The sequence below is a fragment of the Achromobacter semiaridum genome (assembly GCF_053543755.1).
The window spans coordinates 1-14,895 of sequence record NZ_JBLVOL010000045.1 but is presented as its reverse complement, the minus strand read 5'-3'; the positions used below and the strand labels follow the sequence as shown (position 1 = coordinate 14,895).

Genomic DNA, 14,895 nt, shown 5'->3' with positions numbered 1-14,895 from the left:
CGCTGCCTGGGCCGCGCACGCGGACGACGCGTGCGTGTCGCGCGTCGACGAGCAGCTGCGTACGATCAAGCGCGCGCAGGATGTGCAGCGCACGCGCGAGGCCGCCAACAACCTGCAATTGAACCGCGAGCTATGCCAGGGTCGGCTGGACTTGCTGGATGCGCGCTATGCGCTGGTTGATGATTTCGAAGCGTGCCGCCGCAACGGCACCACATTCTCAGAGGCGGTCGCGCGCGACCTGACTCGCGCGTCGGACGAGTTGGCCGACGCCAAGGCGGCCTGGGTCCGTACCTGCGGCCGCCAGATGAAGGACTGACCGCAAGCGGGGGCCCCGGGGCCAACCGGTTGGCGATAGGCCCATTGACCCGTTGTTCTCATTGCCCCCACCGCCTTGCCGGTCGCTCAGATCGTCATTTCCATTTCGACGCTTTGCGGGTAGAAGATCGCGCGGCTGGGATCAAAGCCGTAACGCGATTCGAACTGCGTGGCGTCGGCGGCCAGGGCCAGCACGGAATCCAGGATGAAGTCCGCTTTGGCGTCGGGCAGCAACACGCTGAAGTTCAGGCGGATGAAGCCGGGCTTTTCAATTTCGCGGCCATCCAGGATGGCTTGCCGCATCTGCCGCGACTGCGCAGGCCCGATATCAAGCAGCCGATGCACGTACGGCCCCGCGCAGGCGCAACCGCCGCGCGCCTGGATGCCGAAACGGTCGCTTAACATGCGCGTCACCAATTGCTGGTGCACATAGCCGCCCTTGCCGTCGCGTACGCGAAACGAGAAGATCGGCAAGCGCTCGGCCGTCAGCGAACCCAATAGTTCCAGTTGTTCGGCGCCTTGCCAGGCGGCAAGTGCGCGCTGCACGAAATGCGCGTTGCGCTCGCGCATGAAGTCGGCGCCCAGCGCTTCCTTGACCAGCAGCACCAACGCGGCGCGGATGTCGCCCACCACGTTCGGCGTGCCCGCTTCTTCGCGCGATTCCAGGCTGGCGCTGTAGTCATGGCCTTCGGGCGACACGAACTTGACGGTGCCGCCGCCCGGCCAGGTCGGTTTGGCGTCGATCACCGCATCGCGGCGAACGATCAGCACGCCGGAGGCGCCCGGCCCGCCAATGAACTTATGCGGCGAGAACACGATGGCGTCGATGTGCGCGTCCGGCGCCGGCGATATACGGATAGGCAGGTAGGGCGCGCCGCCCGCGTAGTCCCACAACAGCTTGGCGCCTGCCTGCTTGACGCGCCGGGTGATGCCGGCCACATCCGTCACGATGCCGGTCACGTTCGACGCGGCCGACAACGCGCAGATCAACAACGTGCCGTCGGGCGCGTCTAGCGCCGCGTCCAGCGCGGTCAGGTCAGGCCCGCCCTCGGCGGCCTCGGCAACTTCCACGATCTGCGCGCCGCATTCGCGCCACGGCAAGATGTTGGAATGATGTTCGTACGGGCCGATGATGACCCGGACCGGCTTGCCTGCCGCCACCGCCGCGTGCACGCCAAACAAATGCACCAGCCGGTTGATGCCCGCCGTGGCGCCGGACCCGGCAAAGATCACGGCATGGGCCTCGGTCGCGCCGCAGCAACGCGCGATGGCGGCGCGGGCCTCGCGGCGCAAGCGGGTAATGAAGCCGCCGCAATACGAGGCTTCGGTGTGCGAATTGGCGTAATACGGAAGCACTTGTTCCATGACGAAGCGCTCGACCTGCATCAGCGCGCGTCCCGACGCCACGTAGTCGGCATAGACCAGGGGCTTGCGGCCGAACGGGCCGTCAATGAACGCGTCTTTGCCGATCAGCCCATCGGCAAGCCGGGCCGCGATGTCTGGGAATGCCAGGCTGTCTTGAAACTGCTGCAAGGGGCTTTCGGTGTTTATGGCCCCGGCCGTAGCCGTGGCGTTAAGCGTTGTCATGATGAGTCTTCCAATTTATGCGAAATATCATACGATGGAAGCCAACAACAAACATCACCGTTATTTTGCATAAATGGATGGATATTGGGTCATATGAACGAACAAATGGAGAAAATAGACAAGCTTGATCTCAGCATCATTGCTTGCCTGCAAAAAGACGGTTCCCTGTCCCAGCGCGAGCTGGCCGACCGGGTCGGCCTGTCGCAGAACGCGTGCTGGCGCCGGCTACAGCGCTTGAACGCCTGCGGCATCATTCGGGGCACCCGCGCAGAGGTCAGCCTGGTTGCCCTGGGGCTGGATCTGACGGTATTTGTCATGATCCGAACCAGCCACCACGCCAAGGCCTGGGCCGACGGTTTTCGCCAACACGTCGAACGCCTTCCGGAAGTGACCGAGTTCTATCGCATCGGTGGCGATTGGGACTACCTGATCAAAGTGGTTTGCCGCGGCATGGCGGGCTACGACCGCTTCTACCAAAAGCTGATCACGGACTATGAACTGTCCACCGTGACAGGCTTCTTCAGCATGGAAGCCATCATTGAAAACCGACCGCCGGACCTGCGGCTGTTGGAGACCTGACGGGGGCTACGTCAGTAGGCTTCGGCGGGAACTTTCGCGTACGATGCGGTTCGAACGCCAGTGCCGCTCGCACTATCCCGGAGACCCGCAAGGCCATGATTCTTTAAGCACTCCCTTTGATTTCCCTTTGCTCAGCAGTCCGTGCCCTATGGCCGCTGCCGCGCAAAGTGTTCATTATTTCGGAGAGCTATCCATGGCCCGGTCATCCAGCGCGCCGCCCCCGGCGCAACCCTTGCCGCATTCCGCGTCCCTGTTCCTTGGCTTGCAACATGTCAGCATCGCCCTGCCCGACGGCCGCGTGCTGCTGAACGACGTTAATTACGACTTCGCGTCCGTCCGTCATGGCGTCATCGGGCGCAATGGCGCGGGCAAATCGGTGCTGCTGCGCGTCATGTTGGGCGCCCTGCCGCCGCAGTCCGGCCGCATTGTGCGCCACGGGCGGCTGGCCTATGTTGCTCAGACGCCAGCCTGGCCCGATAACGCCACGCTGGCGGATGTTGCGGGCCTGGGCCCGGTGTTTCGCGCCTTGGCCAATATCGAAGCGGGCAGCACCGACCGGGCAGACTTTGACTTGGCCGACGGCCATTGGCTGATCCATCAAGACTGGGCGCGCATGCTTGCCGACGCCGCCCTGCCGGACTGGCAGCCTGCGCATCCCGCCCGCGCGGCAAGTGGCGGCGAGTTGACCCGCGTGGCGTTGGCGGGCGCTTTCCTGCAAGGCGCCGACGGCCTGTTGCTGGACGAACCCACCAACCACCTGGATGCCCGCGCGCGCGATTGGCTGACAAAAAAAATCCATGCCTGGCGGGGTGCGCTGATCGTGGTCAGCCACGACCGCCGCCTGCTGGACGCCATGGACAGCATCGTCGAACTGGACAACGCGGCCCTTCGCGGCCACACCGGCAACTACAGCGCCTGGCGCGCGCAACGCGACAGGCAGGACGCCGCCGCGCTCGCCGCCCTGGCGCACGCCCGCCATGAAAGGGCCACGGGCCTGCGTGCGCTCCGGCAACAGCACGATGCCCAGCAACAACGCACCGCGCGCAACAGCCGCAACGCCCGCGAAACCAATCAGGCCGCCGTGCTGCTGGGCGGCAAAAAGGCCAGCGCACAAGCGCACGCCGGACGTGACCGCCTGCGCCGTCAAGAAGCCGCCGCCGCCTTGGACGACGCCGTCAGACAGGCCGTATCCCGGGCGCCCACGGCAGCGGACATTGCGCTGGCCTTGCCCGACACCACGGTGCCGGCCGGGCGGCGCGTTCTCCATCTGGAGGCCGCCCTGCCGCCTTGGCCGTCCCACGCCAAACCGCTTAGCTTGACCTTGGACGGCCCGTTCCGGCTGGCCATCCAAGGCCCCAACGGCTGTGGCAAAAGCACGCTGCTGGCGATGCTGGCCGGTGTGCTTACGGCACGTGCCGGCCGCTGCGATGTGCGGGTGCCCACCGCGATGCTGGACCAGGCTGCCAACGCATTGCCTGCACACGCATCGCCTGCACACGCATTGCGCGCGAATGCACTGCCCGCGAACGCGTCGCTATTGCAAACCCTGGAATCGCAGGGCACGCCGCTGTCACCGGGCGAATTGCGCAGCCGGCTGGCCCTGCTGGGCCTGGGCGCAGCGCAGGTCCAGGCGCCCGCAGCCACTTTAAGCGGCGGCGAACGCATCAAGGCCGCGCTGGCCTGCGCGTTGTGGCGCAGGCAGCCCGCGCAATTGCTGCTGCTGGACGAACCCACGAACCACCTGGACATGGCGTCCGCGCAGGCGCTGGAGGACGCGTTGACGCATTACCCGGGCGCGCTGGTCGTGGTCTCGCACGATGCGGTGTTTCTGGACCGGCTCAACCCCACGCACTATTTATCGTGCGCCGACGATGGCGGCTGGACGCTACGCCAGGGCAACCGCGAAGCGCAGGCCCACACGAAAGGCGTCCCTTATTACCCAGGGTTATCCCGAATGCCTGCATAACAACAAATCGTCAATAATTCGCCAACGTTTTGTCATCGATCCGTCCCTTTACACCTGCCATGTCTGCTTCCATCCGGGACGCCATCGTTTCTTCCGCTCATCTGGCCACGTCCGCCCCGCAGTTATCCGAGGTGGAGTTCGGCTTGATCATCGCGTCGCACGCGTTCAACCGCTGGATGGTGCGCTGCATGGCCTGCGCCGGCCTGCCTGATCTGACTTCGCTGGACATCCTGGTGCTGAACCACGTGTATCACCGTGGACGCGGCAAGAAGCTGGCCGACATTTGCTTCACCTTGAACGTCGAAGACACGCATCTGGTGAACTATTCGCTAAAGAAACTTGAGCGGCTGGGTGTCGTGCAAAGCGCCAAGACCGGCAAGGAAGTGATCTACACCACCACCGACGCCGGCGCCGCCGCCATTGCGCGCTACGCCGAAGTGCGCGAGCAGTGCCTGGTCAAGTCGTTCATCGACTCGCCCGCGGCAAACGAGGCCAGCCACCAGTTGGCCAACACCCTGCGCGCCCTGTCGGGCCTGTACGACCAGGCTGCCCGCGCCGCCACCTCGCTGTGAGAATCCACGTTGTCTAGCACCACCGCATCTTCATCCGCCCCGCTGCTGTCCGTGCGCGGCGTATCGGTTGACTTCAATACCGACAACGGCGTGTTTCGCGCCGTCGATGGCCTGGACTTTGACGTCCAGCCCGGCCGCACGCTGGCGATTGTCGGTGAGTCCGGTTCGGGCAAGTCCGTGACGTCCATGGCCATCATGCGGCTGACGGACTACTCGAACGGGCGCATCGCCACCGGCCAGATCCTGTTTCGCGACGACAACGGCCGCGAGACCGATCTGACCCGCGCCACGGACGAGCAGATGCGCGCCATTCGCGGCAACGACATCGCGATGATCTTCCAGGAACCGATGACATCGTTGAACCCCGTGTTCACCATCGGCGACCAGATCGTTGAAGCCATCATGCTGCACCAGCAGCTGTCGCGCTCGGCCGCGCGCGCGTCCGCGCGCAAGCTGCTGGACAAGGTGCGCCTACCGGATGCCGAGCAGCTGCTGGACCGTTATCCCCACCAACTGTCGGGTGGCATGCGCCAGCGCGTGATGATCGCCATGGCGCTGTCGTGCCAGCCACGCCTGCTGATCGCCGACGAGCCCACCACCGCGCTGGATGTCACCATCCAGGCGCAGATCCTGAACACCATCCGCGAATTGCAGCGCGACCTGGGCACCGCCGTCATCTTCATCACGCACGACATGGGCGTGGTGGCCGAGATGGCCGACGACGTGGTCGTGATGCTGCGCGGCAAGAAGGTCGAGCAAGGCACCGTCGACCAGATCTTCAACGCACCCAAGCACCCGTACACGCGCGCGCTGCTGGCCGCCGTGCCGCGCCTGGGCAGCCTGACGGGCCGCGACCTGCCCCTGCGCACGCCGCAAACCGTGCTGGAAGGCGACAGCCTGCGCGAAGTGGGCGAAACCCGCGAACAAGACACCGCCACGTACGACGCCCCCGTGCTGCGCGTGGAAAAGCTGACGACGCGTTTTGACGTCGGCCACAATCTGTTCGGCCGCGTGACACACCGCGTGCATGCCGTGGAAGAGGTCAGCTTTGACGTCTATCCCGGCGAAACGCTGGCGCTGGTGGGCGAGTCCGGCAGCGGCAAATCCACCATCGGCAAGACCTTGCAGCAGCTGGTGGCGCCCACCTCGGGCGCGGTGCGCTACAACGGCCAGGACATTTTTTCGATGGACGCCGCCGGCCGCCAGCGTCTGCGCCAGGAAATCCAGTACATCTTCCAGGACCCCTACGCATCGCTGGACCCGCGCAAGACGGTGGCCTTCAGCATTGCCGAACCCATCCGCACGCACGGGCTGCTGCATGGCGAAGACGCCATCGCGCGGCGCGTGGGCGAACTGCTGGAACAGGTGGGCTTGAAGCCCGAGCACGCCAAGCGCTATCCGCATGAATTCTCGGGCGGCCAGCGTCAGCGCGTGTGCATCGCGCGCGCCCTGGCCAGCAACCCCAAGCTGATCATTGCCGACGAATCCGTGTCGGCGCTGGACGTGTCCATCCAGGCGCAGATCCTGAACCTGCTGATGGATCTGCAAAAGGACCGCGGCCTGTCGTACCTGTTCATCACGCACGACATGGCGGTGGTGGAAAAAGTCAGCCATCGCGTCGCGGTGCTGTACCTGGGCCAGATAGTGGAACTAGGCACGCGCCGGCAGATCTTTGAATCGCCGCAGCACGCGTACACCCGCAAGCTGCTGGCCGCCGTGCCGGTGGCCGAACCCGGCCGCCACATCGACACGTCGCTGATTGAAGGTGAAATCCCCAGCCCGGTACGCCGCGTCGGCGACGAACCGGCCATTATTCCGCTGACTGAATTCGCGCCCGGCCACCAGGTGGCCCGCGCGGCCTAGCCTCAGCCCCCCTTTTTTTCCTCGGTGTGATCCGAGTTCCCGTCCCTGGAGCGAACATGCAATTCCTACGCACCACCTTCACCGCCACCGCCCTGACCCTGGCGTTGGGCGGCGCGATGCCCGCCGTCTTCTCGACCGCGCATGCCGCCGGCACGCTCAGCGTAGCCATCAACCAGGACCCGGGCAGCTGGGATCCCATCGACACCTTCGTGACGTTCTGGGGCTCGGTGGGCGGCAACCTGTACGACGGCCTGACCATGCGCGGCGCCGACCTGAAACTGCAACCGGGCCTGGCCACCAGCTGGGAATACCTGGACGACAACAAGCGCCTGCGCTTCAAGCTGCGCGAAGGCGTCAAGTTCCATAACGGCGAACCCTTCAACGCCGAAGCCGTGAAGTTCACGTTTGAACGCCTGCTGGGCGCGGAAGGCGCCAAGGGCCCGCAAAAGTCCAACTACGATTCCATCGGTGAAATCAAGGTGGTGGACGACTACACCGTCGACTTCATCCTGAAGCAGCCGGACCCCGTGCTCTTGACCAAGCTGGCCGGCTACGGCGCCATGATCGTGCCGCCCAAGTACATCAAGGAAAAGGGCGAGGACTACTTCAACACGAACCCGGTCGGCACCGGCCCGTTCAAGTTTGAAAGCTATCAGCCCAAGGTCAACGTGACCTTGGCGCGCAACGACGACTACTGGGGCGGCAAGCCCAAGCTGGACAAGGTCGTGTACCGCTTCATCAGCGAACCCGGCACGCAAGTGGCCGAACTGCAAGCCGGCCGCATCGACATCGCCACGCTGATCCCGCTGGGCCTGATCGAAACGGTGAAGAAGTCGGGCAACGCCGACGTTATCTCGACGGGCGGCCCGGTTGCCTTTGCCCTGCGCTACAAGACCACCGGCGGCATCACGCAGAACCGTGACGTGCGCCGCGCCCTGATCATGGCGGTGGACCGCGAGGCCATCGTCAAGCAGCTGCTGCTGGGCCAGGCCAAGGTCATTGCCAGCTTCCAGGGCCCGCAATCGTTCGGCTACAACCCCGAGCAAAAGCCGCTGCCCTTCAACCCCGCCGAAGCCAAGAAGCTGCTGGCCGCAGCCGGCGTGAAGCCGGGCGCCACCGTGCAGATCGACGTGCGCGGCAGCGATTCGAACTTCCGCGAAGTGGCCCAGGCCGTGTCCGGCTACCTGCAAGGCGTGGGCGTGCGCGCCACCATCAAGCCGTATGAAACCGGCGTGCTGCTTAACGACATCATCCCGGGCGGCAAGACGGGCGAGATGTGGCAGAACCAATGGGGCGGCTGGACGTACGACTACGACAACACCGCATACCTGATGTATCACACGGGCCAGAAATGGAACCCGTACGACAATGACGCCAAGCTGAACGGCATGCTGGAAGCGCAACGCACCGTCTATGACGTGAAGAAGCGCGAAGCCATGTTGCAGGAAATCGCTGCGTACGTCGCCGATCAGGCGCTGGAAATGCCGCTGTACAGCCTGAACACGATCGTGGGCGTGAACAAGCGCGTGAAGAACCTGGAAGTGCCCGGCGATATTCGATTCCGCTTCCTTCAGACCAGCGTGGAGTAACGGCTCCGAAGCGCCAGGCGCTTCGCCCCGGCGGCATCCCGCCGGCAGGCCAAAGCAGGACTCGTAGCATCAACTCACTGATCCGCCCCGGTGAAAACCGGGGCGGCGCCTCATGACCGGATTTCTTATTAAGCGCGTGTTGCAGGCGGTCTTCGTGATCGTCGCCGTGACATTGCTGGTTTCCTATGCCGTACGCCTGACCGGCGACCCCGCGCTGATGCTCAGCCAGGGCTCGGGCAGCGTCACCGAACAAGACCTGGCCAACATCCGCCAGGCGCTGGGCCTGAACCGCCCCTTCCACGAACAATACCTGTCTTACATGCAAGGGCTGCTGCATGGCGATTTCGGCCGCAGCTTCATGGGCGGCACGTCTGTCGCCAAGCTGATCGGCGACGCCCTGCCCGCCACGCTGATGCTGGCGTTTACGTCGTTGATCGTGTCGATTCTGATCTCGCTGCCGCTGGGCATCCAGGCGGCCATCAAACGCGGCAAGGCCACGGACCAAGCCATCCGCATCCTGTCGCTGGTGGGCCTGTCGTTTCCGAACTTCTGGCTGGCGCTGATGCTGGTGCTGCTGCTGTCGATCACCTTTCCGCTGTTGCCGCCTTCGGGCTGGAGCGGGCCGGCCAGCCTGGTGCTGCCGTCGCTGACGATGGCCATCATCCTTAGCGCCACCAACATCCGCCTGGTGCGCACGACCATGCTTGAAACGCTGTCGGCGCAATACATCATGGTGGCGCGCAGCAAGGGCCTGAAGGAACGCGTGGTGCTGTACAAGCATGCGCTGCGCAATTGCGCGATTCCGCTCATTACGTATCTGGGGCTGCAATTTGGCGGCCTGATCGGCGGCATCGTCGTCATTGAAATGGTCTTCAATTGGCCGGGCCTGGGCACGCTGGCGTTCGACGCCATTTCAGGCCGCGACTACCCGGTGCTGCAAGGCACGGTCACCGTGCTGGCGGCCGTCATTGTCCTGGTCAACCTGATCGTCGACATCGCCTACGGCATCGTCGACCCCCGTATCCGCACGCGCTGAGCCTTATGCAGACAACCTCCTCCACCGCCGCCGCGCCCGCCCCCATCAAGCCGCGCAGCCGCTATCGTTCGCTGGAATTCGTGCTGGGCGCGTTGCTGACCGGCGTGATGATCCTGTTGGTGCTGACGTCGGGCTGGCTGTTTCCCGATGGCGGCGAATCCATGGACCTGGCCGCCCGCCTGATGGCGCCCTTCACGTCGGCCGCGCATCCCTTCGGCACCGACCCGCTGGGCCGCGACGTGCTGGCGCGTGTCATCGTCGGCGGCAAGATCTCGCTGATGGTGGGCTTTGCGTCCGTGATCGGCGGCGCGTTGCTGGGCATCGTCATGGGCCTGATCGCCGGTTATTACCGCGGCTTCTGGGACATGATCGTCATGCGCTTTGCCGACGTGCAATTGGCGCTGCCGTTCATCCTGGTGGCCATCACGTTCATCGCCATCCTGGGCGGCGGCCTGTTCAACGTGATCTTTTTCATGATCGTGTCGCAGTGGGTGCAGTATGCGCGGCTGGTGCGCGCCCAGGTGCTGGCGCTGCGTGAACGCGAATTCGTGTTGGCCGCCCGCGCGTTCGGCGTACGTGACCTGGCCATGATCCGCCACCACATCGTGCCCAACCTGCTGGGCCCGCTGGTGATCCTGATGACCTTGAACGTGGCCAACAACATCCTGCTGGAAAGCAGCCTGACCTTCCTGGGCTTGGGCGTGGACCCGATGATTCCCAGCTGGGGCGGCATGCTGGCCGATGGCCGCACGTATATGCAGACGGCGTGGTGGGTCAGCGTCTTTCCCGGGGTGGCGATCATGCTGACCGTGTTGGGCCTGAACCTCCTGGGCGATTGGCTGCGCGACCGCCTGGACCCGACCGGAAAGGTGTAAAAGACCAAATGCCCCGCAAGGGGCATTTGTGAATTTGCAGGATGCCGCCAGAACCCCGAAGGAACACAAAGCATGTCTTTGCTTGATAAAACATTTGACCGCACGCTGGACGCCTGGACCCATGCCTACCTGGCGCCCGCCTGGCGCGGCGCGGTCGTGGAAGGCTGGCTCTTCGAAGGCGTGGAAGCCCGCCGCGCGGCGCAGGCCCGGCTGGCGCAGGCCGGCGTCACCGCGCGCTTTCGCAGCGCGTACAAACCGCTGCTGCATTTCTTTCTGGAAGACGTCCAGCGCGAGGGCCTGGTGTCCGCGCTGGTGCGCTACCCGCTGCACGAACACGCGCAGGCCAAGCGCTTCACGCTGGAAGCGTATCCGCTTGTTGCGCTGCTGGACGGCGTGCGCGTCGTCATGCAGGCCGGCGCCAACGACTTGCATTACGACGTCACCCTGACCTACGCCGACGGCCGCCAGGTCGACGCACGCGTGTTCGCCCCAAACGTCGTGGGCGCGGCCCAGGATGGCACGCCCGAACTCTCGCCTACCGGCTGGCTGCGCGTGCAGGACGCCGACGGCGTGGTGCAAACCAATGGCGCGCAATCGACTGAATACCAGCAGGTGTTCCGCAGCATCGTGGACACGGTGCGCAACCACCCCTGGGGCGCGCATGAACCGTATTTCGACCGCCTGGAAATCCGCGTGGACCTGCCCGGCATGGACTTCGCGCTGCCGGTGGATGAAGAAATCGTCAGCACGTTCGAGGCGTTGCACGAGGACGTTTACTTCACGTTGCTGGAACATTTTCAACATCATTCGGGCCGCCCGTCCGGCGACCGCGGTCTGCAACCGGGCCAGATCATTCCCGACATCCGCCGCCACGACGGCGCGGCACGCGTGCAGATTTCGCTAGAGCCGTTCGCGCATGTTGCAGCCGTCACGCCCGTGCTGACCGACGCCCCCTTGGCGCAATGCCGCGAGCCGCTGACGGCGGGCCAGATCGCCGGCTGTATGGCGGCTTTTGGCGGCGACACGTTCCAGGCGGTATCGCGCCAAGGCAGACCCGTGCTGGGGACGTATGTCCGTGGCCCGGGCCCCGCCGTCTTCATTTCGGGCGCGCAGCATGCCAATGAAACCTCGGGCGTCGTCGGCGCGTTGCGCGCCACCCAGGCGCTGGCCGAACGCGGCGACGCGCACTTCGCGCTGATTGCCTCGGAAAACCCCGACGGCTACGCGCTGTTCAACCGCCTGCGCGAACACCACCCGCGCCACATGCTGCACGCCTCGCGCTACAGCGCGCTGGGCGACGATATCGCCTACCGCGAGCATGCTCCATTCTTCGAACGCGACGGCCGCCATCAGGCGCATGCCATCAGCGGCGCGCAATTGCACATCAACCTGCACGGCTACCCCGCGCACGAATGGACCCGGCCGCTATCGGGCTACCTGCCCCGCAACTTCGAACTGTGGACGATCCCCAAGGGCTTCTTCCTGGTGCTGCGCCATCACCCGGGTTGGGGCGAGCGCGCGCACCGCCTGATAGAAGGCGTTACCGCGCGCCTGGCCCGCAACGTGCCGGGGCTGGTGGAATTCAATGCGCGGCAATTGGAACTGTTTCATGCGCATGCACTCGAAACAGGGTTCGATGTCATGAACGGCATTCCCGTACAGATCACCGAGACCGACCGCGAAGAACTGCCGCTGGCGCTGATTTCCGAGTTTCCGGATGAAACCGTCTACGGCGACCGCTTTATCTTCGCGCATACTGTGCAAATGGAAACCGTCCTGGCTGCGACCGAGCTGTACCGCTCAGGGCTGTAAAGACCAATAAGAAATGAATATCCGAGAACGCAATCACGGCGACGACCTGGCCCTGGCGGACATCTGGCTCCGTTCGGTGCGCGCCACGCATTCCTTCCTGACCGAAAAAGAAATCCAGGGGATGTACCCGCAGATCCTCAACACTTACCTGCCGTCAGTGCGGGTGTGGGTCTGCGAAGATGAAGACGGCGACATCGCCGGCTTCATGGGGCTGACGGGCAACAAGGTCGACATGCTGTTCGTGGATGCCAGCAAGCGCGGCAAGGGCGCGGGCCGCCGCCTGCTGAACTTTGCCCGCTCGCTGCACGGCACGCTGCTGGTGGACGTCAATGAACAAAACCCGCAGGCGCATGGCTTCTACAAGCACTACGGCTTCGTCGACACCGGGCGCTCGGCGCACGATGACGCCGGCCGCCCCTTCCCCATCATTCACATGAAGCTGGCGGGCTGAGCGCCTCATGACGGCTACGCCAGGCTTTCAGGGCCTGGCGATAGTTGTCCATGGCTTCGTCATACCGGTCGTACACGCACGGGATGCAGCCGCTGTTGCAGCATTCATCCGGCGCGGGCGGTTCCGGCGGGACAGGGATAGGATCGTCGTCGGGAGGGGTCGGTAGGCGGGGGCTCATGGCCGGATGTTAACGCGACGGCAACGCTGCATTCGCGTCGGCCACGTCTTGCTGGTCGCGCCATTGCCCGCGGTGAATCTCGTAGCGGACCTTGGCGTTGGAGTCGGGCTTGGCGTTGGCGACGGCGTTGTCGGCCTGGTTGGCGTTGGCGTTGTTGGCGTTGTTGGCGTTGTTGGCGTTGTTGGCGTTGTTGGCGTTGTTGGCGTTGGCGTTGGCGTTGTCAGCTGCCGCCTCCACATCGCCAAGCAGGCGCATGCCGATCTTCTCCAACACCCGGCGCGATGCCGTGTTGGATCGGATCGCGACCGCGCACAACGTGTCCACCGGCAGCAGCCTGAAACCCAACCCGACCAGCGCCGTTGAGATCTCGACGGCGTAACCCCGGCCCCAGCAATCCGGGTCGAACGCATAGGCAAGCTCAATGGCGCCGCCTTCATCGGTAACCGTGAACTTCAGGCCGGCGCGCCCTGCCAACGCGCCATGCTCCCGCGTTTGCAGCACATACATGCCGTAGCCATGGTCCAGCCAATGGGCCACGTTTTGCGCCAAGTACAACCGGCTGGCGGCGGCGTCGCGCGTACCGCCCATTGTGGCCATCACGTCCGCATTGGCATGCATCTGCGTGATGAACGGCAGGTGCGACTGACGCATGCGCTCGGCGCGCAAGCGAGGTGTCAGGAAAACGTCAGGAAATGCGGCATGCGGCATGACGGTCGAAAAGAAAACGGGGCGGCTACATCATAGCGGCGCAAGGCGACGCATGACAGTAGCCGCCCCGGTACGGCGGGCTTACTTCGCCGGCCGCGCGCGCAGGGCGTCGGGCTTGTCAGCCTTCAGCGCATCCAGAATGCGTTTGCCCACCCGGCCATCTTGCGGCAGGTTGCGGCGTTCCTGTTCGGCGCGCACCGCGTCGCGGGTCTTGGCGCCGGGTATGCCGTCCGCCTCGCCCACGTCGTAGCCACGGCCGTACAGCTCTTCCTGCAACTGCTTGATCTCGGCGCGCGACAGGCCGGGGTCATCCGTCGGCCACGCCGCGATGATGCCCGGGCGGCCCTGCAAGCGGTTCAGCAGCAACGACACCGCCAACCCATAACGGCGCGACTGGTTGTAATGCAGGATGGCGTCAAAGTTCACCGTAGCCAGAAACACCGGCCCCTTGGCGCCGGTGGGCGCGAACAGATAGGCTTGCTCGTCATTGCCCGACGGCAGCTTCAGCACCGACCCATCACCCTGCTTCAAGCCCGCCTGCGCCCACTGGGCAATCGTGCGGCGGTCTTGCGAGCCCACGTATTCCGCGTCCGGTTCGGGCGGGATGGCGGCGGCCAATTCGGCCGGCACGCGCACTTCTACCACGGCCGGCAGCCCATGCGTCCACTTGGCGCGGCGCTTGCGCAGGTGGTTGGCGGTAGACGCCAGCGCGTCAGGCAGCGAATTGTAAAGATCGATGCGGCCGTCGCCATCGCCATCGGCGGCCAGTTCGTAGAAGGACGTCGGAATGAACTGCGTCATGCCGAAAGCGCCGCTCCAGGAACCCACGAAGCTGTCCGCCGGAACCGTGCCGTCACGCAGCAGGCGCACCGAGGCGTAGGCGTTTTTTTCCCACAGCGTTTTGTTTTCCGTGCAGGCACGCGTCAACCAGGCATTCAGCACGTCGGTCTTGCCAATCTGCCGGCCGTAGTTGGTTTCAATACCAAAAATCGCCACCAGCGTGGCGGGGTCCACCTGGTATTGCTGGCTGATGGTGCTCAGTTGCGGGCCCACTTTCTTCATCACCGCCAGGCCGTCATTGACGCGCTCGTCGTCCACGGTCTTGGCGATGTAGTCCCACCAGCTTTCGCGCCCTTCGGGCTGGCCCTTGGCGGACGCAACGGTAGTGGGCAGGAGCTTGGCGCTGGCTGTGTATTTATCCCAATCCGCCACGGTCAGGCCATTGGCGGTGGCACCCTTGCGCAACTTGGCGATACACGCCTTCGTGTCCAGCTCGGTCGGAATGATGACCGTCGGCGCGGCGGCGGCGCCCGCAGGCGTGGCAGTGGTGGCGGGTGTGCCGGTAGCGGCTGGAGTAGCAGCGG

The 14,895-nt window shown here is 64.8% G+C and carries 14 protein-coding genes; 10 read left to right on the top strand and 4 right to left on the bottom strand.

All coding sequences use genetic code 11. From position 1 onward, the window contains the following. Positions 1-316, top strand: a 316-nt coding sequence (locus tag ACNPP0_RS13330) for a hypothetical protein (RefSeq protein WP_448706143.1), incomplete at its 5' end; no start/stop codon positions are given. 86 nt (positions 317-402) lie between these two features. On the opposite strand, the gene ACNPP0_RS13325 is transcribed toward ACNPP0_RS13330, so the two are convergent. Beyond that, complete coding sequence (locus tag ACNPP0_RS13325) at positions 403-1,902, bottom strand: aminotransferase class V-fold PLP-dependent enzyme (RefSeq protein ID WP_332608777.1); 1,500 nt, start codon at positions 1,900-1,902, stop codon at positions 403-405. A gap of 105 nt (positions 1,903-2,007) precedes the next feature. On the opposite strand from ACNPP0_RS13325, the gene ACNPP0_RS13320 reads away from it, so the two are divergent. From ACNPP0_RS13320 to ACNPP0_RS13280, 9 genes are all read left to right on the top strand, one after another. Further along, positions 2,008-2,481, top strand: coding sequence for an Lrp/AsnC family transcriptional regulator (locus ACNPP0_RS13320; protein ID WP_448706142.1), 474 nt, complete (start codon positions 2,008-2,010; stop codon positions 2,479-2,481). A gap of 193 nt (positions 2,482-2,674) precedes the next feature. Then, entirely contained in the window at positions 2,675-4,447 is a 1,773-nt protein-coding gene (locus ACNPP0_RS13315; protein WP_448706141.1) for an ABC-F family ATP-binding cassette domain-containing protein, read from the top strand. Between the two features lie 59 nt (positions 4,448-4,506). Next, the gene (locus ACNPP0_RS13310) at positions 4,507-5,019 is read left to right on the top strand and encodes a winged helix DNA-binding protein (protein WP_332608780.1); all 513 of its coding nucleotides are present in this window, start codon (positions 4,507-4,509) and stop codon (positions 5,017-5,019) included. A gap of 9 nt (positions 5,020-5,028) precedes the next feature. Next, positions 5,029-6,882: an ABC transporter ATP-binding protein gene (locus ACNPP0_RS13305; protein WP_448706140.1), complete on the top strand. Its 1,854-nt coding sequence runs from the start codon at positions 5,029-5,031 to the stop codon at positions 6,880-6,882. 56 nt (positions 6,883-6,938) lie between these two features. Next, positions 6,939-8,471, top strand: coding sequence for an ABC transporter substrate-binding protein (locus ACNPP0_RS13300; protein WP_332608782.1), 1,533 nt, complete (start codon positions 6,939-6,941; stop codon positions 8,469-8,471). A gap of 112 nt (positions 8,472-8,583) precedes the next feature. Next, positions 8,584-9,507: an ABC transporter permease gene (locus ACNPP0_RS13295; protein ID WP_332608783.1), complete on the top strand. Its 924-nt coding sequence runs from the start codon at positions 8,584-8,586 to the stop codon at positions 9,505-9,507. Between the two features lie 5 nt (positions 9,508-9,512). Then, the gene (locus tag ACNPP0_RS13290; protein WP_332608784.1) at positions 9,513-10,382 is read left to right on the top strand and encodes an ABC transporter permease; all 870 of its coding nucleotides are present in this window, start codon (positions 9,513-9,515) and stop codon (positions 10,380-10,382) included. A gap of 72 nt (positions 10,383-10,454) precedes the next feature. After that, complete coding sequence (locus ACNPP0_RS13285; protein WP_332608785.1) at positions 10,455-12,194, top strand: M14 family metallopeptidase; 1,740 nt, start codon at positions 10,455-10,457, stop codon at positions 12,192-12,194. 13 nt (positions 12,195-12,207) lie between these two features. Continuing rightward, on the top strand, positions 12,208-12,645 hold the full coding sequence (locus ACNPP0_RS13280; RefSeq protein ID WP_046806971.1) for an acetyltransferase: 438 nt from the start codon (positions 12,208-12,210) through the stop codon (positions 12,643-12,645). Here ACNPP0_RS13280 and ACNPP0_RS13275 read toward each other — a convergent pair. The 3 genes from ACNPP0_RS13275 to ACNPP0_RS13265 form a co-directional block, all read right to left on the bottom strand. Beyond that, entirely contained in the window at positions 12,620-12,823 is a 204-nt protein-coding gene (locus ACNPP0_RS13275; protein ID WP_332608786.1) for an oxidoreductase-like domain-containing protein, read from the bottom strand. The two genes, ACNPP0_RS13280 and ACNPP0_RS13275, sit on opposite strands and share 26 nt — an antisense overlap. Positions 12,824-12,832: 9 nt before the next feature. Then, complete coding sequence (locus ACNPP0_RS13270; protein ID WP_448706138.1) at positions 12,833-13,531, bottom strand: GNAT family N-acetyltransferase; 699 nt, start codon at positions 13,529-13,531, stop codon at positions 12,833-12,835. Between the two features lie 81 nt (positions 13,532-13,612). After that, positions 13,613-14,895, bottom strand: a 1,283-nt coding sequence (locus ACNPP0_RS13265) for a lytic murein transglycosylase (RefSeq protein WP_448706137.1), incomplete at its 5' end; no start/stop codon positions are given.